The 22,378-nt window shown below is 67.3% G+C and carries 20 protein-coding genes; 6 read left to right on the top strand and 14 right to left on the bottom strand.

Features of this window, described 5'->3' with window-relative positions:
* The first annotated feature begins 89 nt into the window (after window positions 1–89).
* The gene (locus JOD62_RS13240; protein ID WP_271171548.1) at window positions 90–1,112 is read left to right on the top strand and encodes a LysM peptidoglycan-binding domain-containing protein; all 1,023 of its coding nucleotides are present in this window, start codon (window positions 90–92) and stop codon (window positions 1,110–1,112) included.
* 82 nt (window positions 1,113–1,194) lie between these two features.
* The gene (pknB, locus tag JOD62_RS13235; protein ID WP_204939717.1) at window positions 1,195–3,132 is read left to right on the top strand and encodes a Stk1 family PASTA domain-containing Ser/Thr kinase; all 1,938 of its coding nucleotides are present in this window, start codon (window positions 1,195–1,197) and stop codon (window positions 3,130–3,132) included.
* Between the two features lie 92 nt (window positions 3,133–3,224).
* Here pknB and JOD62_RS13230 read toward each other — a convergent pair whose 3' ends face one another.
* Both JOD62_RS13230 and JOD62_RS13225 read right to left on the bottom strand, forming a co-directional pair.
* On the bottom strand, window positions 3,225–4,559 hold the full coding sequence (locus tag JOD62_RS13230) for a class II 3-deoxy-7-phosphoheptulonate synthase (RefSeq protein WP_204939716.1): 1,335 nt from the start codon (window positions 4,557–4,559) through the stop codon (window positions 3,225–3,227).
* A 38-nt stretch (window positions 4,560–4,597) separates the two neighbouring features.
* Window positions 4,598–5,296, bottom strand: coding sequence for a lysophospholipid acyltransferase family protein (locus JOD62_RS13225; RefSeq protein WP_204939715.1), 699 nt, complete (start codon window positions 5,294–5,296; stop codon window positions 4,598–4,600).
* Window positions 5,297–5,476: 180 nt separating this feature from the next.
* On the opposite strand from JOD62_RS13225, the gene JOD62_RS13220 reads away from it, so the two are divergent.
* Window positions 5,477–7,306 (top strand): AMP-dependent synthetase/ligase, encoded by a 1,830-nt coding sequence (locus JOD62_RS13220; protein WP_204939714.1) that lies wholly within the window; start codon window positions 5,477–5,479, stop codon window positions 7,304–7,306.
* Between the two features lie 79 nt (window positions 7,307–7,385).
* On the opposite strand, the gene JOD62_RS13215 is transcribed toward JOD62_RS13220, so the two are convergent.
* The 3 genes from JOD62_RS13215 to JOD62_RS13205 are packed head-to-tail and all read right to left on the bottom strand — an operon-like array spanning window position 7,386 to window position 13,042.
* Window positions 7,386–7,877: a peptide deformylase gene (locus JOD62_RS13215; RefSeq protein ID WP_204939713.1), complete on the bottom strand. Its 492-nt coding sequence runs from the start codon at window positions 7,875–7,877 to the stop codon at window positions 7,386–7,388.
* The gene (locus JOD62_RS13210; protein WP_204939712.1) at window positions 7,877–9,592 is read right to left on the bottom strand and encodes a MinD/ParA family ATP-binding protein; all 1,716 of its coding nucleotides are present in this window, start codon (window positions 9,590–9,592) and stop codon (window positions 7,877–7,879) included. The genes JOD62_RS13215 and JOD62_RS13210 overlap by 1 nt, the downstream gene beginning before the upstream one ends.
* Before the next feature lie 42 nt (window positions 9,593–9,634).
* The gene (locus tag JOD62_RS13205; RefSeq protein WP_204939711.1) at window positions 9,635–13,042 is read right to left on the bottom strand and encodes a pyruvate carboxylase; all 3,408 of its coding nucleotides are present in this window, start codon (window positions 13,040–13,042) and stop codon (window positions 9,635–9,637) included.
* 96 nt (window positions 13,043–13,138) lie between these two features.
* On the opposite strand from JOD62_RS13205, the gene JOD62_RS13200 reads away from it, so the two are divergent.
* On the top strand, window positions 13,139–13,948 hold the full coding sequence (locus JOD62_RS13200) for a ParA family protein (protein WP_204939710.1): 810 nt from the start codon (window positions 13,139–13,141) through the stop codon (window positions 13,946–13,948).
* Window positions 13,949–14,046: 98 nt separating this feature from the next.
* On the opposite strand, the gene JOD62_RS13195 is transcribed toward JOD62_RS13200, so the two are convergent.
* The 3 genes from JOD62_RS13195 to JOD62_RS13185 form a co-directional block, all read right to left on the bottom strand.
* On the bottom strand, window positions 14,047–14,592 hold the full coding sequence (locus JOD62_RS13195; protein ID WP_204939709.1) for a MerR family transcriptional regulator: 546 nt from the start codon (window positions 14,590–14,592) through the stop codon (window positions 14,047–14,049).
* Window positions 14,593–14,690: 98 nt separating this feature from the next.
* Window positions 14,691–15,377 carry a transcriptional regulator FtsR gene (gene ftsR, locus JOD62_RS13190; RefSeq protein WP_204939708.1) on the bottom strand — a complete coding sequence of 229 codons (687 nt, stop codon included), beginning with the start codon at window positions 15,375–15,377 and terminating at the stop codon, window positions 14,691–14,693.
* Window positions 15,377–15,856 (bottom strand): FHA domain-containing protein, encoded by a 480-nt coding sequence (locus JOD62_RS13185; RefSeq protein WP_204939707.1) that lies wholly within the window; start codon window positions 15,854–15,856, stop codon window positions 15,377–15,379. The genes ftsR and JOD62_RS13185 overlap by 1 nt, the downstream gene beginning before the upstream one ends.
* A gap of 109 nt (window positions 15,857–15,965) precedes the next feature.
* On the opposite strand from JOD62_RS13185, the gene JOD62_RS13180 reads away from it, so the two are divergent.
* Entirely contained in the window at window positions 15,966–16,640 is a 675-nt protein-coding gene (locus JOD62_RS13180) for a copper resistance CopC family protein (protein ID WP_204939706.1), read from the top strand.
* Between the two features lie 9 nt (window positions 16,641–16,649).
* Window positions 16,650–18,047, top strand: a complete 1,398-nt coding sequence (lpdA, locus tag JOD62_RS13175) for a dihydrolipoyl dehydrogenase (protein WP_204939705.1) — start codon at window positions 16,650–16,652, stop codon at window positions 18,045–18,047.
* A 61-nt stretch (window positions 18,048–18,108) separates the two neighbouring features.
* On the opposite strand, the gene JOD62_RS13170 is transcribed toward lpdA, so the two are convergent.
* From JOD62_RS13170 to JOD62_RS13145, 6 genes are all read right to left on the bottom strand, one after another.
* On the bottom strand, window positions 18,109–19,230 hold the full coding sequence (locus tag JOD62_RS13170) for an FAD-dependent oxidoreductase (RefSeq protein WP_204939704.1): 1,122 nt from the start codon (window positions 19,228–19,230) through the stop codon (window positions 18,109–18,111).
* Window positions 19,217–19,939 (bottom strand): methyltransferase domain-containing protein, encoded by a 723-nt coding sequence (locus JOD62_RS13165; protein WP_204939703.1) that lies wholly within the window; start codon window positions 19,937–19,939, stop codon window positions 19,217–19,219. The genes JOD62_RS13170 and JOD62_RS13165 overlap by 14 nt, the downstream gene beginning before the upstream one ends.
* The gene (locus JOD62_RS13160; protein ID WP_239526707.1) at window positions 19,929–21,095 is read right to left on the bottom strand and encodes a type III polyketide synthase; all 1,167 of its coding nucleotides are present in this window, start codon (window positions 21,093–21,095) and stop codon (window positions 19,929–19,931) included. Before JOD62_RS13160 ends, JOD62_RS13165 begins: the two co-directional genes overlap by 11 nt.
* A gap of 72 nt (window positions 21,096–21,167) precedes the next feature.
* Entirely contained in the window at window positions 21,168–21,785 is a 618-nt protein-coding gene (locus JOD62_RS13155; RefSeq protein ID WP_204939702.1) for a CYTH domain-containing protein, read from the bottom strand.
* Window positions 21,775–21,990, bottom strand: a complete 216-nt coding sequence (locus tag JOD62_RS13150) for a response regulator (RefSeq protein ID WP_204939701.1) — start codon at window positions 21,988–21,990, stop codon at window positions 21,775–21,777. The genes JOD62_RS13155 and JOD62_RS13150 overlap by 11 nt, the downstream gene beginning before the upstream one ends.
* A 51-nt stretch (window positions 21,991–22,041) precedes the next feature.
* Window positions 22,042–22,332 (bottom strand): DUF1905 domain-containing protein, encoded by a 291-nt coding sequence (locus tag JOD62_RS13145; protein WP_204939700.1) that lies wholly within the window; start codon window positions 22,330–22,332, stop codon window positions 22,042–22,044.
* Window positions 22,333–22,378: the final 46 nt, after the last annotated feature.

Here is a 22,378-nt window from a genome sequence, read left to right as displayed (position 1 = left end):
ACGCGTCACTCTGAAAACTCCTGTTGACGTGTGGTGCCTTCCGTGACAGCGTCGAAAGGGCATCTTCTGCGCCGAACAAGGGGGTCACCGTGGCCGGCACCATCGCGACACGTCGTCAGAATCTGCCGTGGGCACTGCCCGCGGTCGTCCTCACCACCGTCGCGGCGACGCTCAGCGCTCCCCCGGCGATGGCAGAGGAAAGAGGCCACACGCGCGACATCCGCCCACTGCTCCGCGGAACCTCCGGGCCATCGAGCGCCCTTTCCGCCCCATCAGGAGCGGGGTCTTCGGCAACGCCCGCGAGCTACACGGTCGTCGCTGGCGACACGCCCTACGACATCGCCCAGCGTTTCGGTCTTTATGTCGACGCGCTGCTCAGCATGAACGGGCTGTCCTGGTCATCGGTGATCTACCCGGGTGATGTCCTCGCCCTCACCGCGGTTCCCACTCCCGCTCCTGCGCCCTCCGAGGTAGCCGCCCCCACGGCCGCGAACTACGAGGTCGTCATCGGCGACACGCTGTATGCGATCGCCAGCGCACACGGCATCACTCTGGATCAGCTCTTCGCAGCGAACGGACTCGGGCCCGACTCGATCATCTACCCCGGGCAGACCCTCGCACTCTCGCAGCCCGCCCCCGCACCCGCTCCCGCTGCGGCACCCGCGCCCGCCGCAGTGCCGCCTGAGCTCACGGAGCAGTGGGCCACACTGGATGCCGAGCAGATCGCGAATGCGCAGTTGATCATCACCATCGGTCGCGAACTCGGTGTCTCTGACCGCGGCGTGGCCATCGCTCTCGCGACCGCGATGGTGGAGTCGTGGCTGCGCAACCTCGACTGGGGCGACCGCGACTCGCTCGGTCTGTTTCAACAGCGCCCCAGCACAGGGTGGGGCACGCCGGAGCAGATCATGGATCCCACGCGCAGCATCCGCGTCTTCTACGGCGGCGCGTCCGACCCCAACGGCGCGGCCACGACAGGCCTTCTCGATCTCGAAGGCTGGGAATCTATGGCATTCACCGACGCGGCTCAGGCCGTGCAGATCTCGGCGTTCCCGGCCCGCTACGGGACCTGGGAGGCTCAGGCGCACCAGTGGCTCGCCGAGCTCGGCTGAGCCGGCCATGCGTTCCCGACTCGCACCGCGGATGTGCGAGCCGTTGCCAAGGCTTTCAGCTGGACTTCTCTAGACTCTGAGGGTGACGATCAATCAACAGGCCGACCCCCTCATCGGGCGGCTTGTTGACGGCCGCTACCGGGTTCGAGCTCGCATCGCCCGTGGCGGTATGGCGACGGTCTATGTCGCCACCGACCTTCGTCTTGAGCGTCGCATCGCGCTGAAGGTCATGCACGGCCACCTCAGCGACGACTCGGTCTTCCAGAGCCGGTTCATCCAGGAGGCACGCGCCGCGGCCCGGCTGGCCGACCCCAACGTCGTCAACGTCTTCGACCAGGGCCAGGACGGCGACCTCGCCTACCTCGTCATGGAGTACCTGCCCGGCATCACGCTGCGCGAGCTCATGCGCGAGCAGCGTCGCCTGTCGATCCCGCAGACGATCACGATCATGGACGCGATCCTCTCGGGGCTCGCCGCCGCGCACTCCGCAGACATCGTGCACCGCGATGTGAAGCCCGAGAACGTCCTGCTCGCGGAAGACGGTCGGATCAAGATCGGCGACTTCGGACTCGCCCGTGCGACGACGGCGAACACCGCGACCGGGCAGCAGCTGCTCGGAACCATCGCGTACCTCGCGCCCGAACTGGTGACCCGTGGCACCGCCGACGCGCGCAGCGACATCTACGCCCTCGGCATCATGCTCTACGAGATGCTCGTGGGCGAGCAGCCCTACAAGGGCGAGCAGCCGATGCAGATCGCCTTCCAGCACGCCACGGAGTCGGTGCCCCGTCCGAGTGTCCGCAATCCTGGCGTTCCGGAGCAGCTGGATGAGCTCGTTCTCTGGGCGACCGAGAAGTCCCCGGATGAGCGTCCGAACAACGCACAGGAGATGCTTGACCGGCTGCGCGTGATCGAACGCGAGCTGGGCATCACGCCGACGGTGACAACACAGACCGCGCGCTCCGCCACCTCACTCGTCGATTCCGGCGACCTCACGCTGGTGATGCCCGGCACCTCGACCGGTGCCCCCACCACGGCGATCGATGCCGGCGCCGCGCCACTCGACAACGCCACTCTCCTGCGTCGTCGCAGTGCCAAGCGTCGCGCCCGCGGCGGGTTCCTCATCGCCCTCGTTCTGCTGCTGGCCGCAGCGGCGGCCGGTGCCGGATGGTGGTTCGGATCGGGCCCCGGCTCGCTCGTCGCCATCGCGGATGTCGCGGGCTCGAACTATCCGGATGCAGCCGCTGTCCTCACGGAGCAGGGCTTCGTGCCCACGGAGGCGAGCGAGAACTCTCTCGACGTTCCGGTCGGCGTCGTGATTCGCACCGACCCGGAGAACGGAACACGCAGCGACCGGGGCACCGCCGTGACGGTGTTCGTCTCGACGGGCCCTGCCGAGCAGACGGTGCCACCCCTCAACGGCAAGTCAGAGGCAGACGCCAAGGCGTACCTCGAAGGAATCGGCGCGAATGTCGGCGAGAGCGTCGCCCTCTTCTCCGGCGCCGCAGAAGGCCTCGTCATCAACGCCGACGTCGCGCCACGCGCAGGCGGCGATCAGTACCCCTGTGGCGAGGGATGCACACTGTTCGAAGGAGACACGGTCGTGTTGCTGGTCTCGCTCGGCGCCCTTCCGGATGTCACGGGCATGACGATCGATCAGGCGGCGAAGGCCCTGGGCGACAAGCAGCTCGAGGTCAGCGACGAGACCGTCACCGAGTACAGCGATGAGATCAAGAAGGACCGCGTCATCCGCATCGCGGACCGCAGCGACGGAGGAAACTGGCGCCCGGGCGACGCGGTCACCCTCGTCGTCTCGCAGGGCCCCCAGCCCATCGAGGTGCCTGACGTCGAAGGCATGAACCTCGCCGACGCCATGGCGCTTCTCCAGGAGCAGGGCTTCGAGCCGAACACGAGCGTGCCGCAGTTCATCTGGGGCCTCTTCACAGCCACGCGCACCGACCCCGAAGACGGCACGATGCTCGACCGCGGTGCGAAGGTGCGCGTCTTCGCCTCCGAATAGCGCGAACCGTCCGCTCGCGCCTCGCGCATCCCCACGAACGACGAATGCCCTCCCCGATCGGGGAGGGCATTCACGTTGTCAGGCCATGTGACTCAGCGCTTCTCGAGCTCTTCCGCGACGAGGAAGGCGAGCTCCAGGCTCTGCATGTGGTTCAGGCGCGGATCGCAGAGCGACTCGTAGCGGGTCGCGAGGGCTGCCTCGTCGATCTGCTCGGAACCGCCCAGGCACTCGGTGACGTCATCGCCGGTGAGCTCGACGTGGATGCCGCCCGGGAACGTGCCGACCGCACGGTGCGCCTCGAAGAAGCCGCGCACCTCGTGCACGACATCGTCGAAGCGTCGCGTCTTGTAGCCCGTCGGCGTGGTGATGCCGTTGCCGTGCATCGGGTCGGTGACCCACAGCGGCGTCGCACCCGAGTCCTTTACGGCCTCGAGCAGCGGCGGCAGTGCGTCGCGGATCTTGTCGGCCCCCATCCGCGTGATGAACGTCAGGCGTCCGGGCTCGCGGTTCGGGTCGAGCTTGTCGATGAGCGCCAGTGCCGTCTCGGGCGTTGTGGTCGGTCCGAGCTTCACGCCGATCGGGTTGCGGATCTTCGAGAAGTAGTCGACGTGTGCGCCATCGAGCTCACGCGTGCGCTCCCCGATCCACAGGAAGTGGGCCGAGGTGTTGTACGGGGTGTCCGTGCGCGAGTCGATGCGCGTCATCGGGCGCTCGTAGTCCATCAGCAGGCCCTCGTGGCCCGTGAAGAACTCGACGCGCTTGAGCTCGTCGAAGTCCGCGCCGGCGGCCTCCATGAACTTGATCGCACGATCGATCTCCGCGGCCATGCGCTCGTAGCGCTGATTCGCCGGGTTCTGCGCGAAGCCCTTGTTCCAGGAGTGCACCTCGCGCAGGTCGGCGAAGCCACCCTGCGTGAAGGCCCGGATCAGGTTCAGCGTCGAGGATGCGGTGTGGTAGCCCTGGAGCAGACGGCCCGGGTCTGCCGTGCGCGAAGCCTCAGTGAAGTCGTAGCCGTTGACGATGTCGCCGCGGTAGGCGGGAAGAGTGACCTCGCCGCGCGTCTCGGTGTCGCTGGAGCGCGGCTTGGCGAACTGGCCCGCCATGCGTCCCATCTTCACGACCGGCATCGACGCGCCATAGGTGAGCACGACAGCCATCTGCAGCACCGTCTTGATGCGGTTGCGGATCTGGTCGGCGGTCGCACCGGCGAACGTCTCCGCGCAGTCGCCGCCCTGAAGCAGGAAGGCCTGCCCCGAAGCGGCGCGTGCGAGACGCTCACGCAGGTTGTCGACCTCGCCCGCGAAAACGAGCGGAGGCATCACCGAGAGCTGTGCGGAGACGGCCGCGACTCGCTCGGCGTCGGGCCACTGGGGCTGCTGCTTGATGGGAAGCGAGCGCCACGCATCAAGGTCGGAAAGGGAAGGCATGCGGTAATCCTAGCCCGCCGGGAGAGGCCTCGGATGCGTCAGCGGGCCTCTGTGACGGCGCCGGGACGGCGGTCTTTGACCGTCGAGGCGTAGACGTCTTCGTAGGTCTGCTCCCCGAGTCGCTGGAGGGCGACCATGATCTCGTCCGTGACCGAGCGCAGGATGTAGCGATCGTTCTCCATCCCGTCGTATCGCGAGAAGTCGAGCGGCTCGCCGATGACCATTCCGACACGCACGATGCGCGGGACCTTGCGTCCGATCGGCATTGCGCGGTCCGTGTCGACCATCACCACCGGAATCACCGGGACCTTGGCCTCCAGAGCCATGCGGGCGATGCCCGTGCGTCCGCGATACAGCTTGCCGTCAGGGCTGCGGGTGCCCTCGGGATAGATGCCGAGAAGCTCGCCACGGCCCAAGACCTGGAGCCCGGTGTTCAGCGACGCCTCGGAGGCCTTGCCGCCGGAGCGGTCGATCGGAAGCTGACCGGTGCCCTTCATGAACACCTTGGTCGCCCACCCCTTGATGCCGCGACCTGTGAAGTAGTCACTCTTGGCGAGGAAGGCCATCGGCCGATCGAGCATGAGCGGCAGGAAGATGGAGTCGGCGAAGGAGAGGTGATTGCTCGCGAGAATGGCCGCCCCGGTGGTCGGAACGTTGGCACGCCCGACGATCCATGGACGGAAGATCCCCTTCACCCAGGGGCCGATCGCCACATTCTTCATCAGCCAGTAGAACATCGAGTGCAGTCTATCGCCGGGGTGCACGCACGACGAGACCGTCAACCACGACATGCCGGGCCGTGCGACTCAGTGTCAAGAATATTGCAACTGAATCCCATCAAAATCCCCCCGACAGCGGGGTGCGTTGCCCTAGACTCGGGAAAAGCCCGTACCCCGTCCGGTACCGAAGGAGTTGCCGTGATCCAGTTCGAAGTCCCTGCGATCGTCCCTGCTGATCCCGAAGCGAACATCACGGATCTGCTGGTCCAACGTGTTCAGAAGACGCCGAATCTGGCGCTCTTCTCTGTCCCCGAGGGCGAGGGCTGGCGCGACATCACCGCGGCCGAGTTCCAGGCTGCTGTCGTCGCACTCGCCAAGGGCTTCGTCGCCGCAGGAGTCCAGCCGGGCGAGAAGGTCGGCTTCATCGCGCGCACGACATACGAGTGGACCCTCATCGACTTCGCGCTGTTCTATGCCGGCGCCGTGATGGTGCCGATCTACGAGACCAGCTCTCCGTCGCAGATCCAGTGGATCATGGAGGACTCCGGTGCGACCGGACTCATCCTCGAGTCGCCCGAGCATTTCGCCCGCGTCGATGAGGTGCGCAGCGAACTCCCGCTCGTCCGCGACATCTGGCAGATGCACCTCGGCATGATCGACACCCTCACTGCACAGGGCGCCGACGTCGAGGACGCCGAGATCGAACGGCGTCGCAACATCGCTCGTGGCGACGATCTCGCCACCCTGATCTACACGTCCGGCTCCACCGGGCGCCCCAAGGGCTGCGTCCTCACGCACTCGAACTTCGTCGAGCTGTCGCGCAACTCCGCGAAGTCGCTCGATGCCGTCGTCTCGATGCCTGGGGCCTCCACGTTGCTGTTCATCACAACCGCGCACGTGTTCGCTCGCTTCATCTCGATCCTCGCGGTGCACTCGGGCGTGCGCACCGGCCACCAGCCCGACACGAAGCAGCTGCTGCCCGCGCTCGGGTCGTTCAAGCCGACCTTCCTCCTCGCCGTCCCGCGTGTCTTCGAGAAGGTCTACAACTCGGCCGAGCAGAAGGCAGAGGCCGGCGGCAAGGGCAAGATCTTCCGCGCTGCCGCAGCGGCCGCGGTCGAGCACTCGCGCCTCCTCGAAGAGGGCAAGAAGATTCCTCTGGGCCTGAAGATCAAGTTCGCGCTCTTCGACAAGCTCGTCTACAGCAAGCTGCGCACCGCGATGGGCGGCAACGTCGTGTACGCCGTCTCCGGTTCCGCTCCCCTGGGCTCGCGACTGGGGCACTTCTTCCACAGCCTCGGCGTCGTGATCCTGGAGGGCTACGGACTCACCGAGACGACCGCTCCCGCCACGGTGAACCTCGCCGACAAGTCGAAGATCGGCACGGTCGGTCCTGCGCTTCCCGGTGTCGGCGTCCGCCTGGGCGACGACGGCGAGATCGAGGTGCGCGGCATCAACGTCTTCAAGGAGTACTGGAACAACCCTGAGGCGACCGCAGAGGCGTTCAGCGAGGGCGGCTGGTTCCGGACGGGCGACATCGGATCGTTCGATGCAGAAGGCTTCCTGACGATCACGGGCCGCAAGAAGGAGATCCTCGTCACAGCCGGCGGAAAGAATGTCGCCCCCGCCGCGCTCGAAGACCCCATCCGCTCGAACCCGATCGTCGGTCAGGTCGTGGTCGTCGGCGACCAGCGCCCCTTCATCTCCGCGCTCGTCACGCTCGACAGCGAGATGCTGCCGACCTGGCTCGCCAACAACGGGCTCCCCGCCGACATGTCGCTCGCCGATGCCGCGAAGAACGACGCCGTGCGCGCGGAGGTCCAGCGCGCCGTCGATGCGGCCAACAGCCACGTCTCGCGCGCCGAGTCGATCCGCAAGTTCACGATCCTTCCCCTGGAATGGACCGAGGCCAGCGGACACCTCACGCCGAAGATGTCGATCAAGCGAAATGTCATCATGGCCGACTTCGATGACGAGATCCAGAAGATCTACAGCGAGCCGACCTCCACCACCACGGTGCCGCTCGGCTGAGCAGCGACGAAGAAAGGGCCCCCGCAGGAGCGGGGGCCCTTTCCTTGTTCAGATGCGTCATCCGACTCGGTGCGTGGCGTCAGAACCAATCGCTCTCGCGCACCTGTCGCATCGCGACGCGTCGCGTCTCGGGAGCGAGCCGCGAGAGATAGACCTTGCCGTCGAGGTGATCGGTCTCATGCTGCAGAGCCTGCGCCATGAGCCCTTCGCCCTCGATCACCACCGGATTTCCGTCGAGGTCGATGCCTTCGACGCGTGCCCACGGGTGACGAAGCGCGTCGTGCCACAGCCCGGGCACCGAGAGGCAGCCCTCCCCCGTCGGCACAGGGTCACCGCGAACCTCGGTGAGGACCGGATTGAGCACGTATCCGATGTCGCCATCGATGTTGTAGCTGAATGCGCGCAGCGCGACGCCGATCTGAGGGGCGGCGACTCCCGCCCGTCCCGGCACCTTTACGGAGTCGATGAGGTCGTCCACGAGCGCGCGCACGCCGTCATCGATCGTCTCGATGGGCGCGCACACCGTGCGCAGAACGGGATCGCCGAAGACACGGATCTCGCGAACGGTCATCAGGCCGCCCGCGAGCGAAGGTTCTCGACGACGAGCGCGGCCAGCTGGCGAGCCGCGACGCGGGTCTCCGGCTGCAGGTTCGCGAACGTGATGGCGCTGCCCGACGCAATCTGCGCGTCATAGGGCATCCGCAGCACGTGTCGGACGCGGGTGCCGAAGTGCGCTTCCAGCTCATCCAGACGCACGAGCGGCGCTCCCGGCGTCGACTGGTTGAGCACCACGATCGCTTCGCGTGCCTTCTCGGCGTAGCCGTTGCTCTCGAGCCAGGTCAACGTCTCGGATGCCAGACGCGCCTCATCGATGCTGAGACCTGCCACGATCACGAGGTGGTCGGCGTGGTCGAGCGTGGCTCCCATGACCGAGTGGACGATTCCGGTCCCGGTGTCGGTGAGCACGAGCGAGTAGTAGTGCGCGGCGACCGAAGCGACGTTCTCATAGTCCTCGTCGTTGAACGCCTCGGAGACGCGCGGGTCTGTGTCGGAGGCCAGCACGTCGAGACGGGTGGCATCGCGCGACACGATCGCGGAGATGTCGTGGTAGCCCTTGACGTCGTCATGAATGCGCACGAGGTCACGCACGGTCTTGCCGTTCGGACGAGCGATGCGCTCCGCCAGAGTGCCGCGGTCGGGATTCGCGTCGACCGCGATGACGCGGTCGTCGCGCGCGTCCGCCAGCGCCATCCCCAGCAGTGCAGTGATCGTCGTCTTGCCGACACCGCCCTTGCGTGAGAGCACCGGCACGAAGCGGGCGCCGCCTGCGAGGGGTGCGGCGATCCGCGCCGTGAGTTCCTTCTGCGCGCGGGCGCGCTTGCCATCGCCGAGGTTGATGCGGCGGCCCGAGACCGTGTAGACGAAGTGGCTCCAGGCACCCTGCGGCTCCGGCTTGGTGACCCGATGCGGGTCGAGCAGACGGTCTGCGGTCAGCAGATCCGCGCTCTCACGGTTCTGCTCGCCGAGGTCGTCGAGGCGCTTCGCCGCGGGTGGGACGTCCGCCGCGCGGACGGAGTCGGCAGCGGCGCGGGGGGTCTCGCTCGGCACGGGTACCACCTTCAGTGTCGATGGCGCCGCCGGACGACGGGGAGCCTTGGCGATCGCCGATGCGTCAGGGGTCGGGTCGGGAGCAGTCGCCTCATCCACGGCCTCTTCGACCGGATCGCCGACAGCGGCCGCTTCTGCGGGAGCATCCTCGAGATCGTCGGACTGCTCGGCGTCGATGGCATCGGCTTCCGCAGCGGCCGCCGTCTCGCCTGCGTCGTCGGCCTCGCCTTCCGTGTGCTCGTCGAGCACCACAGCGTCTTCGATGGTCTCGGCCTCGCCGGCGTCTGCGTCTGCGTCTGCGTCTGACTCGTCGTGCGCTTCTTCGATGACGCCCTCGACCACGGGCTCGGGCTCGGCCGGCAGCTCCGCGTCCGCGGGGATCTCGATCACGATGTCGGCGACCTCGGATGCCTCGTGGATGCGACCGACAGCATCATCGCCGAGATTCACGAGGTCTGCGGGGTCTTGTTCGAGGATGAGCTCGTCGTATGCGTCGTCAGCGACGACGTCGTCGTCGGCGAGGTCGTCTTCGTCTTCCACGGGGAGCGCCACGCTCACCTGAGCAGTGGCGCCCCCGAGGATTCCGATCGCCGTCGTGTCGACGTTCCCGGCGTCTTCAAGGACGCCGAGCGACTCTTCCTCGTCGTCGTTTCGCGAGTTCTTGCGATCTACGGTCATGGTGTCACTCCCAGCTTGGGCGAGCTACTCGCCCAAGCAAGGTTAGTGCGCCGGGCGGATGACGAGCAAAAGATCGCCCGCCTCGACCTGCTGCGTCTCACCGATCGCGAGTCGCTCGATGACGCCGTCGACGGGTGCGGTGATCGCCGCCTCCATCTTCATCGCCTCGATCGACGCGATGGGCTCGCTCGCGCGCACGGTGTCGCCCACGGCGGCCTTCAGCGTCACGACTCCCGAGAACGGCGCGGCGACCTGTCCCGGCTTCGTCGTATCCGCCTTCTCGACCTCGTGCACATTCACGCTGATCGAACGGTCACGCACGAAGACGGGGCGCAACTGCCCATTGAGCGTGGTCATGACGGTGCGCATGCCCTTGTCATCTGCGTCGCCGATCGCCTCGAGTCCGACGTAGAGTCGCACACCGCGGTCGATCTCGATGAGGTGCTCCTGTCCGGCCATGAGGCCGTACAGGTAGTCGGAGGTGTCGAGGACGGAGAGGTCGCCATACTGCGCGCGCACGCGGCGGAACTCATCGGTCGGCGCAGGGAACAGCAGTGTGTTGAGTGCCTGACGGCGTGTCGCGCTGTCGCCGGCGAGGGCGTCCTCCTCGGCGGCCGAGAGGGGCGTGACACCGGCCGGCTTCGCGCGGCCCGCGAGCACCTTGCTGCGGAAGGGCTCCGGCCACCCGCCGGGCAGCTCTCCGAGTTCACCGGCCATGAATCCGACGACTGAGTCGGGCACGTCGTACTTCTCAGGGTTGGCTTCGAAGTCCGTGGGATCCGCGCGCACCGCAGCAAGGTGCAGCGCGAGATCGCCGACGACCTTCGACGACGGGGTCACCTTCGGAACGCGTCCCAGGATACGGTCGGCCGCGGCGTACATGTCCTCGATGAGCTCGAAGTCGCTCTCCAGGCCGAGCGCCTTGGCCTGCTGACGCAGATTCGACAGTTGACCACCCGGGATCTCGTGGTGGTAGACACGCCCTGTGGGGCCGGGAAGGCCCGACTCGAACGGGGCGTACTGGCGACGCACGGCCTCCCAGTAGGGTTCGAGGTCCGACACGGCATCGAGGCTGATCCCGGTGTCGCGGTCAGTGTGCGCGAGGGCGGCGACCAGCGACGACAGCGACGGCTGGCTGGTCGTTCCGGACAGCGGCGCGGATGCGGCATCCACCGCATCGACACCGGCAGCGGTCGCCGCCAGCAGCGTGCTGAGCTGTCCGCCCGGAGTGTCATGCGTGTGCAGGTGCACGGGCAGGTCGAAGCGCTCGCGAAGCGCGGTGACGAGTCGTGCGGCCGCCGCAGGGCGCAGGAGACCGGCCATGTCCTTGATCGCGAGGATGTGCGCACCCGAGTCGACGATCTGCTCTGCGAGGCGCAGGTAGTAGTCGAGGGTGTACAGATCCTCGGCGGGGTTCAACAGATCGCCCGTGTAGCAGAGGGCGACCTCAGCGACCGCGATTCCGGTCTCACGGACCGCGTCGATGGCCGGGCGCATCTGCGAGATGTCGTTGAGCGCGTCGAAGATGCGGAAGATGTCGACGCCGCTCGTCGCGGCCTCGCGCACGAAGGCCTCCGTCACGGCGGTCGGGTACGGGGTGTAGCCGACTGTGTTGCGCCCGCGCAGCAGCATCTGGATCGCGACGTTCGGAAGGGCCTCGCGCAGCTTGTCGAGCCGCTCCCACGGGTCTTCGCCGAGGAAGCGCAGAGCGACGTCGTAGGTCGCTCCGCCCCACGCCTCGACCGACAACAGCTGCGGGGTGAGACGCGCCAGGTGCGGGGCGACCGCAGTGAGGTCGCGTGTGCGCACGCGGGTCGCCAGCAGCGACTGGTGCGCGTCGCGGAACGTCGTGTCGGTGACGGCGACGGCCGACTGCGCACGCAGCGCACGGGCGAAGCCCTCCGGTCCGAGCTCGAGCAGACGCTGACGAGAACCGGGCTCGGGGGCCACCGTGAGATCCACGGCCGGGAGCTTGGTGCTCGGGTCCGCGTGACCGGGATGCGCACCGTTCGGCTTGTTGACCGTGACGTCGACCAGCCAGTTGAGGATCTTCGTCCCGCGGTCCTTCGAGACCCGTCCGACCAGCAGGTCGGGTCGCTCGTCGATGAACGACGTGCTGATGTCGCCGTTCACGAAGGCCTCATCGTCGAGCAGCGCCTGCAGGAAGGGAATGTTCGTGGAGACCCCGCGGATGCGGAACTCCGCCAGTGCGCGACGCGCGCGGGCCACGGCCGCAGGGAAATCACGCGCACGGCAGGTCAGCTTCGACAGCATCGAGTCGAAGTGCGGGCTGATCTGCGCGCCCTGGTGCACCGTGCCGCCGTCGAGGCGGATGCCGGCGCCACCAGGCGAGCGGTACGTCGTGATCTTCCCCGTGTCGGGGCGGAAACCCTGCGTGGGGTCCTCTGTGGTGATGCGGCACTGCAAAGCCGCTCCGCGCACCTGCAGGTTCTCCTGCTGCAGTCCGAGCTCGGCGAGCGTCTGGCCAGCCGCGATGCGCAGCTGCGTCTGGACGAGGTCGACGTCGGTGATCTCTTCCGTGACGGTGTGCTCGACCTGGATGCGCGGGTTCATCTCGATGAAGACGATCTCGCCGGTCCGCTCCCCCGCCGTCTCCAGCAGGAACTCGACCGTTCCGGCGTTCTCGTATCCGATGGAACGCGCGAAGGCGATCGCGTGGGTGTGCAGAGCCTGGCGAATGCTGTCGTCGAGGTTGGGGGCCGGAGCGATCTCGACGACCTTCTGATGACGACGCTGCACGGAGCAGTCGCGCTCGAACAGGTGGACGGTCTCACCGGTCTTGTCGGCGAGGATCTGCACCTCGATGTGGCGCGGTCGCATGACGGCCTGTTCCAGGAACATCCGCGGGTCGCCGAATGCGCTCTGCGCCTCGCGCATCGCCTCCGCAAGTGCGGGTGCCAGCTCTCCGGCGCTCTCGACGCGACGCATCCCTCGCCCGCCGCCACCGGCGACCGCCTTCGCGAAGAGCGGGAAGCCGATCTCCGCGGACTGCGCGACGAGCGCTTCGACGTCGTCGGATGCCTCTGTCGACCGGAGCACGGGGACCCCCGCCTCGATCGCATGGCGCTTGGCCTCGACCTTGTTGCCCGCCATCTCCAGCACTGATGCCGGCGGCCCGACGAAAACGATGCCTGCGGCCGCGGCCTTCGCGGCCAGTTCCGGGTTCTCAGAGAGGAATCCGTACCCGGGGTAGATCGCGTCGGCGCCGCTCTCGAGCGCGACGCGGATGATTTCGTCGACGTCGAGGTAGGCGCGGACCGGATGCCCGCGCTCACCGATCTCATACGCCTCATCGGCCTTCAGCCGATGGACTGATCCGCGATCTTCATGAGGGAAGACCGCGACAGTGCGCGCCCCCACCTCGAATGCGGCTCGAAAGGCGCGAATCGCGATCTCACCGCGGTTGGCCACAAGAATCTTCTGGAACATACGCACCTCGTAGTGCTCACTTCAGGCGCGAAAAAAATCGCGCACAAGGGTGGGGCTGAGTGTTTCCCCAGCATAGGGGACGGTAACGTGGTGTTCGTGCACGTACTCAGCGTCAGTTCCCTCAAGGGGGGCGTCGGAAAGACCACGGTGACACTGGGCCTAGCGTCGGCGGCTTTCGCCCGTGGGGTCCGGACCCTCGTGGTCGACCTCGACCCCCAGTCCGATGTGTCCACCGGCATGGATATCCAGGTCGCCGGTCGACTGAACATTGCCGATGTTCTCGCGAACCCGAAAGAGAAGGTCGTCCGTCAGGCGATCACCTCCAGCGGGTGGGCGAAGGTGCACCCTGGCACGATCGATGTCCTCATCGGCAGCCCGTCCGCCATCAACTTCGACGGACCGCACCCCACGGTGCGCGATGTCTGGAAGCTCGAAGAGGCCCTCGCGTCTGTCGAGGCCGACTACGACCTCGTGCTGATCGACTGTGCGCCCTCGCTGAACGCTCTCACGCGCACCGCCTGGGCCGCGAGCGACCGTGTCATGGTCGTCACCGAGCCCGGCCTGTTCTCGGTGGCCGCCGCCGACCGCGCCCTGCGCGCGATCGAAGAGATCCGCCGCGGTCTCTCGCCGCGCCTGCAGCCGCTCGGCATCGTGGTGAACCGCGTGCGTCCGCAGTCGATCGAGCACCAGTTCCGCATCAAAGAGCTGCGCGACATGTTCGGCCCGCTCGTCCTCTCGCCGCAGCTGCCCGAGCGCACATCGCTGCAGCAGGCTCAGGGCGCCGCGAAACCGCTGCACATCTGGCCCGGAGACTCGGCACAGGAACTCGCCGCCGATTTCGATGCACTGCTCGACCGCATCATGCGCACCGGCCGCATCTCCACGCCCGAGACACCGCACGCCTGATCCCTGTCATCAGAAAACGCCTTCGGCGCGAGTTCTCTCGCATCGAAGGCGTTTTTCGTGGAAGCAGTGCTCCCGGCTGTCGGGTGTCTCTTCGAAAGTCAGGCCGTGCGGCGCGCGCGGCGCACGGAGAGCTCGTCGACCGGATCGATCGCCGCAGGCTCGAACTCGATGAGGGTGGATTCAACCTCGCGCAGCACCTTGCCGACCGCAATGCCGAACACGCCCTGCCCACGGCTGACAAGGTCGATGACCTCATCGTTGGACGTGCAGAGGTAGACCGATGCACCATCACTCATGAGCGTGGTCCCCGACAGGTTGCGGATGCCGGCGGAACGAAGCTGCTCGACGGCCGTGCGGATCTGCTGCAGCGAGATGCCTGTGTCGAGCAGGCTCTTCACGAGCTTGAGGACCAGGATGTCGCGGAAGCCGTAGAGACGCTGTGATCCCGAGCCACTGGCGCCGCGAACCGTGGGCTCCACGAGTTCGGTGCGTGCCCAGTAATCGAGCTGACGGTAGGTGATGCCAGCCGCGCGCGCGGCGACGGCACCGCGGTAGCCGACCTCGTCTTCCATGTCGGGCAGGCCGTCCGTGAAGAGGAGTCCGTCGCCGAATGACGGCTGGTCACGCAGATCTTCGGCGCTCATGCCGTACCTCCTCGAAGTCGATATCTCCACGCTAGAGCAGGCCCCCTGCCCCGGCAATCACATCCGCATGTGTGCGGAGGTGTGTCGCAATCAGTTCGTTACGACAGCAGGCGCGCGAGCGCCTCTTTCGCGAACATTCCCCGCACCTCGTCGAGGCGCGCCGCAAGCTCGGGAGCCATTTCTGCCGCTTTCGCCCGCGAAGCGGTGTCGGTGCGACGCAGAAGCGCGGAGAGGGCAGATTCGACCAGCGCGACATCGCGTTCCGCGCTCTGGCGCAGCTGACGCAGGTGACGCGGTTCGATGCCGTGGCGGTCGAGGGCGACAAGGCCGCGCAGCAGTGCGACCGTCGACTCTGTGTACGTGTCGGCGGGCAGGATCACGCCCGTGCTGATCGCGTCGTTCAGAAGCTGCGGCGCGGCTCCTGCGGCCGACAACAGCTCTTCACGGCGGAACCGTCGCGGAGTCGCCACGATCGAGACAGGAAGATCTGCCGAAGGATCGACGCCCTCTTCGTCGCGGCGATCGAGGTGCTCGCGAATGACGCTGAGCGGCATGTAGCGATCACGCTGGAGCGTGAGCGCAAGTCGCAGACGGTCTACGTCCTTCGGCGCGAACTTGCGGTACCCGGACTCGGTGCGAGACGGCGTGACGATGCCGCGCTCTTCCAGGAAGCGCAGCTTGCTCGAGGAGAGCTGCGGAAACTCCGGGGTGAGACGGGACAGGACCTGACCGATGCTGAGGAGCGCCGCGGGCGCAGAGCGCTCGCGGGCGGAGGCAGCGGCCATCAGCCGTTGGCCGTGGCGTCAGCGGGTGAGGCGAAGAAGTTGAGGCGGAACTTGCCGATACGCAGTTCGTAGCCATTGCCGAGCTCGCTGCGGTCGACACGCTCTCCGTTGACGTAGGTGCCGTTCAGCGAACGCTGATCGATGACCTCGAAGGCGGTTCCGGCGCGAAGGATCTCGGCGTGCCGACGGGAGACCGTGACGTCGTCGAAGAAGATGTCAGCCTCGGGGTGGCGACCGATCGTCGTGACATCGGCGTCGATCAGGTAGCGCGCGCCGGCGAGTGCACCCGAGCGGACCAGGACCAGGGCCGAACCCGAGGGCAGAGCGGCGATCGCCGCCTGTTCCACGTCGGTGAGCTCCGCGCCGAACGGCACGAACGACAGATCCGAGTCGTGCCCGAAGGTCTGTGTGGTGTCGTGCTTCGCCTCGCTATCCCGGTGGATAGCGGATGGCTGGTCGCGGTTCTCGCTGTGTGTCACGGTGGCCCTCCTCTTCCGTCCAGACTAACGGATGCAACGCACCCGGGGGGAGCCGAATCCTCAGGGATGACAAGGCCACTCGCAGCGGTCCGCGATCTAAGGTCGAGGGATGCAGCTTGCCTCGGTGCCGGATCGCGCCTCCCGCCTCCTTCGTCCGCTCGTTCTCGTTCTCGGGGCGTTGGGCGTGGCCGCAGTGCTCGCGACCGCAGTCGCGGCACCGGCCTTCGCCCATGCCGATCTGCTCGACTCCTCGCCCGCAGCGGGTTCGACAGTCAGCACCCTTCCGGACGAGATCGTGCTGACATTCAGCGCAGACCTGATCGCCGAGTCCGGCGCGACGGAAGTGGTAGTGGTCGACGGCTCCGGCGCATCGGTCACTGACGGCGAACCCACCGTGGTCGGGCCGATCATGACGCAGAGAGTCTCGCCTTCCGCATCCGACGGCGTGTACACCGTGACCTGGAAGGTGGTCTACGCCGACGGACACCCGGGCTCGTCGAGCTTCTCCTTCACCGTCGCGGCAGGATCCGAAGAGGAACAGGCGACGCCCTCCCCTGCGCCCCCGAGCGCACCGCCGACCGCGCAGCCCGACGCATCCGCGTCGCCACGCCCCACCGCAGCGCCGTCCACCGCAGGGACCGCCGGCATGTCCCCCGCGCCCGCCTGGGTCTGGGTTCTCTCCATCGCCGGAATCCTGGCCTCGACGACAGCCGCGATCTGGCTCGCCGTCCGCTACCGCCACAATGGCGCCTCCCCCACCGCTGACTCCGACTCCGCGCGATAGGCTTAGAACATGCCTCATTACGATGTCGTCATTCTTGGTGCGGGCCCTGGCGGCTACGTCGCCGCCGTCCGCAGCGCACAGCTCGGTCTTTCCACCGCCATCATCGAAGAGAAGTACTGGGGCGGTGTGTGCCTCAACGTCGGCTGCATCCCCTCCAAGGCTCTTCTGAAGAACGCCGAGCTCGCCCACACGCTGAAGCACAAGGCCGACTTCTTCGGCATCTCCGGCGAGATCAGCATGGACTTCGGCAAGGCCTGGGACCGCTCGCGCGAGGTGGCCGACGGCCGCGTCAAGGGCATCCACTTCCTGATGAAGAAGAACAAGGTCACCGAGTACCAGGGCCGCGGCACCTTCACGGGCCCCAAGGCGATCACGGTCACCAAGGCCGACGGCTCGACCGAAGAGGTCACCTTCACCAACGTCATCATCGCCACCGGCTCGAAGGTGCGCCTGCTGCCCGGTGTCTCGCTGAGCGAGAACGTCGTCACCTACGAAGAGCAGATCCTCAGCCGCGAACTGCCTGAGTCGATCGTCATCGTGGGTGCCGGCGCGATCGGCATGGAGTTCGCGTACGTTCTGACGAACTACGGCGTCAAGGTCACGATCATCGAGTTCCTCGACCGTGCCCTTCCGAACGAAGACGCGGATGTCTCCAAGGAGATCACGAAGCAGTACAAGAACTACGGCGTCGACATTCTCACCTCCACCAAGGTCGAGACGATCGTCGACAACGGCTCCTCGGTCACCGTCACCTACACGGGCAAGGACGGCAACCAGGGCTCGATCGAGGCAGGCAAGGTTCTCATGTCGGTCGGCTTCGCCCCGAACATCGAGGGCTTCGGTCTCGAGAACACGGGCGTGAAGCTCACCGAGCGTGGCGCGATCGACATCGACGACCACATGCGCACGAACGTCGAGGGCATCTACGCGATCGGCGACGTCACCGCGAAGCTGCAGCTCGCACACGTGGCCGAGGCGCAGGCCGTCGTCGCCGCCGAGACCATCGGCGGTGCCGAGACGCAGACCCTGGGCGACTACCGCATGATGCCCCGCGCCACCTTCTGCTCGCCGCAGGTCGCCTCGTTCGGTCTCACCGAGCAGCAGGCCCGCGACGAGGGGCGCGAGATCAAGGTCGTCTCGTTCCCGTTCATGGCGAACGGCAAGGCGCACGGCCTCGGCGAGCCGGTCGGCTTCGTCAAGATGATCGCCGATGCCGAGCACCTCGAGCTTCTCGGCGCGCACATGATCGGCCCGGACGTCTCGGAGCTTCTGCCCGAGCTGACGCTGGCTCAGAAGTGGGACCTCACGGCTCTGGAGCTGGCCCGCAACGTGCACACGCACCCGACGCTGTCGGAGGCTCTGCAGGAGGGCTTCCACGGCCTCGCAGGTCACATGATCAACTTCTGATCGAATTCCGTTCGGGCCCGGCGCGCATCGCGTGCCGGGCCCGAACTGTTTCTCGATCCTGCTATACCCGACGCATCGTGATCGCGGCCGCGGTGTGCTCCCGCAGCGCGTCGCTGCCGAGGGCGCGCACGAGCAGATCTCGGAAGGGCAGCGTCAGCGCATTCGCCGGACGCCCCATCGCCATGTAGAACGCGGATCGACGCTGTGCGCGACGTGCCGCGCGCAGGGCCCTGCCCTCCCACAGATCGAGGAGCGGCGCGAGCTGCGTCCCCCCGAGCGCGCCCCCCTGCCGGATCGCCGCGGCCAATCGCTGCGCGTGAACCCAACCGAGGTTCATCCCCTGTCCGCCGATCGGACTGGTCTCGTGGGCGGCGTCCCCCAGCAGAATCATCCGGCCATGCACGAAGCGCGCAGCGCAGTGCTGCTGGGCGCGGAACTCCGACAGCTCCGTGTCATCGGGAATCATCGGCGCCTCCCCCGTGCGCGCCGCAATCACGCGACGCAGGTCCGCCACCGACCGTATGGGCTCTTCGGGGGCCTGGAAGAGCACCCAGCGACGACCGTCCGGCAGGGGAAAGGACTCGACGAGACCCGAAGGTTCCAGAAACAGGCGCGCCTGTGCGTCCGTCCCCGGATCATCGACGTCGACCATGACGTAGTCGGCACGTCCTGGGCGTCGCCGCCACCCGATCCCCACGTCGCCCCGCCGCTCGCTGCGCACCCCGTCTGCGGCGATGACGAGAGAGGCCGTGACCTCCTGCGCATCGACGGCAAGGCGCATCTGCCCGCCGTCCGGCGTCACGGCGCGCACCCGACGCCCGCGCTGCACACCCTCCGTGAACTCCTCGAAGCGCGCGCTCAGAAGCGCATCCACGCGCTGCTGCGGGAGGGTGTGCACAGGATGCTCTGGCGGGAAGTCCATCCGAGCGAGAATCCGCCCCTCGCTGAGAACCTCGCCGCCGTCCAGGCACAGCGCCTGCTTCCGCAGGCGCCCGGCGATGCCCGCCGCTCCGAGCGCCGCGAGCCCCGGCGGATGCACACCGATGGCCCGCCCACGTTCGGAACTGGACGGACGCTGCTCGAAGACGACGACGTCCCTGCCATCCTGAGCGAGCAGACAGGCGAGCAGCATGCCCACGGGACCCGCCCCGATAATCGCCACCTCGTGATCAGGCCCGCGCACCGGGTGCCTCCGCGCGTGCTTCGACGCGTGCGGGCATCCGCGCGCGCACCTCCCAGTCCGCGGGGACTCGGGCTTTCAGCTCGGCCACCGTGTACGAGCGGCGGATGCTGGTGAGCCCGTCTTCGCGGATGTAAGAGCCCGCGAGCACCGTCGTGCGAAAGGGCCAGGTAGCCGCGGCGAACAACGCGTACGCGCCCCGGCTTCGGACGATGTCATGATGCACGACGACACCGCCCGGGGCGAGCAGTCGGCGGCTCTCCTCCAGGAACGGCAGCAGCGCTGCATCCGCGACGTGATGCAGCACGTGGTTCGAGTACACGACATCGAAGAATTCACCCGCCTCCGCCAGCTCCTGCAGACTGCCCGTCCGGTAGCGCACCTCACCCGTCGCATCGTGAGCCTGCGCCCAGCGCACGGCCCGCTCATCGGCGTCGAGCGCCCAGACCTGCGCGGAGAACCCATCGCGGTGCAGCCGCCGAGCCAGAGCCCGTGCCTGGTCGCCACCTCCCGCCCCGATGTCGAGCAGACGCACCGGCCCGCGGCGAGCGCGAGGGCGGATGTCCCGGCGGTAGAGACCTCGCCAGGGCGAGACGACGGCGTTCACGAGCGCGAACCGCTCATAGGTGCGATCGAGCATGGGCGCGGAGGCATCCGGCGCATCCATCAGTTCGCGCGCCTCGCTCGCGCGGACCGAGAGGTCAGGCACCATCCGCACCGTCGGCTCGCACGGTGAACAGGGCGCTTTCGGCGGTCAGGCCGGGACCGAAGGCCATGGCGGCGACCCGGTCTCCGCTGCGCACGTCGGCATCTCGAAGAATGCGCTGCAGCACGAACAGGACGGTGGCGCTGGACATGTTTCCGCACTCGCGAAGTGTCGTCCTGGCAGGTTCCAACTGCGCGTCGCTGAGGTGCAGTCCGCTCTGCACATGATCGAGGATGCTCCGCCCTCCCGGGTGGATCGCCCAGTGAGCGACCGCGGAGCCGATCTCGGACCGGTCGAAAGCGTCGGCGGTCTCTGCGTCACCGTCGAAGAGCGGGCGCAAAGCCGCGTCGAGATTCGCCCCGATCAGCTGCGGCACTCGGGTGGAGAGGATCATCTCGAACCCCTCGTCGCCGATCGTCCACGCCATGTCCGGCTCTCCCTCCGTCACCAGAGCGGTATGGAAGCGATCGAGCACGAAGCCCGGGGCATCCGCGATGTCGGCACGTGCGGTGACGATCCCGGCGGCCGCGCCGTCGGCGAACAGCGAGGAGGCGACGATCAGGTCGGGGTTCTCCGAAGAGCGCAGATGCAGCGTGCACAGTTCGACGCTGACCACCAGGACGACCGCCTGCGGGTCACCCGCGCAGAACTGGGCTGCCGCACGCAGCGCCGGCATCGAGGCATAGCAGCCCATGAATCCCAGGTGGTAGCGCTGCACGCTCTCTGAAAGACCCAGTGCGCGCACGATCGCATATTCCGGGCCCGGCGCGTGGAATCCCGTACACGAGACCGTGATGACGTGCGTCACATCGGCCGGGCCGATCTCGGGGTCCGCGTCGAGTGCGCGACGCGCGACCTCGACGAACATCGTCTCGGCCTCACGCACATAGAGCTCGTTGCGCACCTGTGTCCCCGGCGAGAGCAGCAGCCCGCTGTCCCGGTCATAGAAGACCGGATCATCCACGCCGTGTGCGGAGTCGAGTTCACGGAGCACCGTGTACCGCGTATCGATACCTGAGGCATCGAACGACGCAGTGATGATCCGCTGCGCCAACCGGCCCATCCCCGGTTGTGCGGCGAAGACGTCGCGCACCTCCGGCTGATGAAGAGTCGTGGCGGGCAGCAGCGTCTGCAGGGAACGGAGCACGGCAGGTCGCGTCATGGGCCCACTCAAGCACTCGGCGGGCACGCCGGAAAGGGGCTTGCGCGCAAAGCCCTCAGATGCGAAGCACGCTCAGAAGCCGAGAGCGCGCGCCAGCTTGGATCCGGATGACGCGTCTCGTCCACCCGCAGATCGCACGGCGTCCTCGACGGCGGCGAAGAAAGCCGCGCGTGCGGCCTCATCGGCGGGGGCTGCCGGCCCCAGCTCCATCTCCCACTCCCGCCAGGTGCGCTGGATGCCGGAGCGCGCATCGGTCGCTCGTACGCGGTCGTCGACGAACTCGGCGATCACGCCGTCTTCACCCACCAGGAAGTAGGCCATGCGGTCGTTCTCGATACGAGCAAGCGGAGTGAGTGGCTCGGTCGTCCACTGCGCCAGCACCGTGGCGATGGTCTCAGGAAGCTCCTCGTCGTCGCCCAGCGGCCAGCCGAGCTCCAGGCGGCTGTCACCCTGTCGTGGTCCTTTGATGTGCCAGCCGGCATCCGGACCACCCGTACGGCGGCGCACGGCAACGCCGACACGGGCGAGCGCGGCATCTGCCGTGTCGAGGTACTGCGCGTCGAGCTGGCGGAGTTCACCGTCCGTCACCTGTACGACACCGGGGATGCCGCTCCACTCGGGTAGCGGCGTCTGCACGTCGACGTCGTACTTGCGCTCGACCTCGACCGTTCGCTGCGGTTCAGTCGTCATTGGGGGTGATGTCGTCGCTGGACTCAGCGAACCAGAATCCCACTTCGGTGGGGCCATCGCCCTGACCGGTGTTGGTCGCCTCTGTGCCGCGACGATAGATGACCTGCGTGGCGCCGTAGGGAACGATCATGCTGTCCCGATCGGTGTTGTCCAGCGGCAGGATCTGCCCGTCCAGCGGGCCGCCATGAAGTCTCGCAAGTGCCATGTGCTCACCATAGCGCCGCCTGCGCGTTTCGAGGAGAGGTCAGGGCGCAAGTCAGAGATCGAGGATGTCGAGATCGATCGTGATCTGGTCGCCTTCGGCGATGCCGCGCTCGTCACGGATCTGCTTCTTCAACGGCAGCACGAAGACGCCGTCGCTGAAGAAGATCGAGGTGTTCCAGCTGGTGGCGCCGATGCGGGCGCGCACACGCAGGGAGTTGAAGCCGCGCGGCGGCGCGGGAAGCTCGCGCAACGGCACGGAAATCTCTTCGGGCATGGTCGCGAAGTACCAGGAATCCAGACGCTTGTTCCAGCGGATGACGGTGCTGTCGAACTCGATCTGCATGGGCACAGCGTATCCAGAGGTTCCGACATCGACGGTTTTCCGGGCC

Origin of the sequence: Microbacterium keratanolyticum, from assembly GCF_016907255.1 — a bacterium.
GTDB classification, from domain to species: domain Bacteria; phylum Actinomycetota; class Actinomycetes; order Actinomycetales; family Microbacteriaceae; genus Microbacterium; species Microbacterium keratanolyticum.
The sequence above is the reverse complement of the archived record's forward strand: the minus strand, read 5'-3'. Positions and strand labels throughout refer to the sequence as shown.

Excerpts from the sequence above, each read along its gene's own strand:
- JOD62_RS13230 (WP_204939716.1), bottom strand. The coding sequence starts at position 4,559 with ATGCCTTCCCTTTCCGACCTTGATGCGTGGCGCTCGCTTCCCATCAAG.
- JOD62_RS13225 (WP_204939715.1), bottom strand. The coding sequence starts at position 5,296 with ATGTTCTACTGGCTGATGAAGAATGTGGCGATCGGCCCCTGGGTGAAG.
- JOD62_RS13215 (WP_204939713.1), bottom strand. The coding sequence starts at position 7,877 with ATGACCGTTCGCGAGATCCGTGTCTTCGGCGATCCCGTTCTGCGCACG.
- JOD62_RS13210 (WP_204939712.1), bottom strand. The coding sequence starts at position 9,592 with ATGACCGTAGATCGCAAGAACTCGCGAAACGACGACGAGGAAGAGTCG.
- JOD62_RS13205 (WP_204939711.1), bottom strand. The coding sequence starts at position 13,042 with ATGTTCCAGAAGATTCTTGTGGCCAACCGCGGTGAGATCGCGATTCGC.
- JOD62_RS13195 (WP_204939709.1), bottom strand. The coding sequence starts at position 14,592 with ATGAGCGCCGAAGATCTGCGTGACCAGCCGTCATTCGGCGACGGACTC.
- ftsR (WP_204939708.1), bottom strand. The coding sequence starts at position 15,377 with ATGGCCGCTGCCTCCGCCCGCGAGCGCTCTGCGCCCGCGGCGCTCCTC.
- JOD62_RS13180 (WP_204939706.1), top strand. The coding sequence starts at position 15,966 with ATGCAGCTTGCCTCGGTGCCGGATCGCGCCTCCCGCCTCCTTCGTCCG.
- lpdA (WP_204939705.1), top strand. The coding sequence starts at position 16,650 with ATGCCTCATTACGATGTCGTCATTCTTGGTGCGGGCCCTGGCGGCTAC.
- JOD62_RS13165 (WP_204939703.1), bottom strand. The coding sequence starts at position 19,939 with ATGGTGCCTGACCTCTCGGTCCGCGCGAGCGAGGCGCGCGAACTGATG.
- JOD62_RS13160 (WP_239526707.1), bottom strand. The coding sequence starts at position 21,095 with ATGACGCGACCTGCCGTGCTCCGTTCCCTGCAGACGCTGCTGCCCGCC.
- JOD62_RS13155 (WP_204939702.1), bottom strand. The coding sequence starts at position 21,785 with ATGACGACTGAACCGCAGCGAACGGTCGAGGTCGAGCGCAAGTACGAC.
- JOD62_RS13150 (WP_204939701.1), bottom strand. The coding sequence starts at position 21,990 with ATGGCACTTGCGAGACTTCATGGCGGCCCGCTGGACGGGCAGATCCTG.
- JOD62_RS13145 (WP_204939700.1), bottom strand. The coding sequence starts at position 22,332 with ATGCAGATCGAGTTCGACAGCACCGTCATCCGCTGGAACAAGCGTCTG.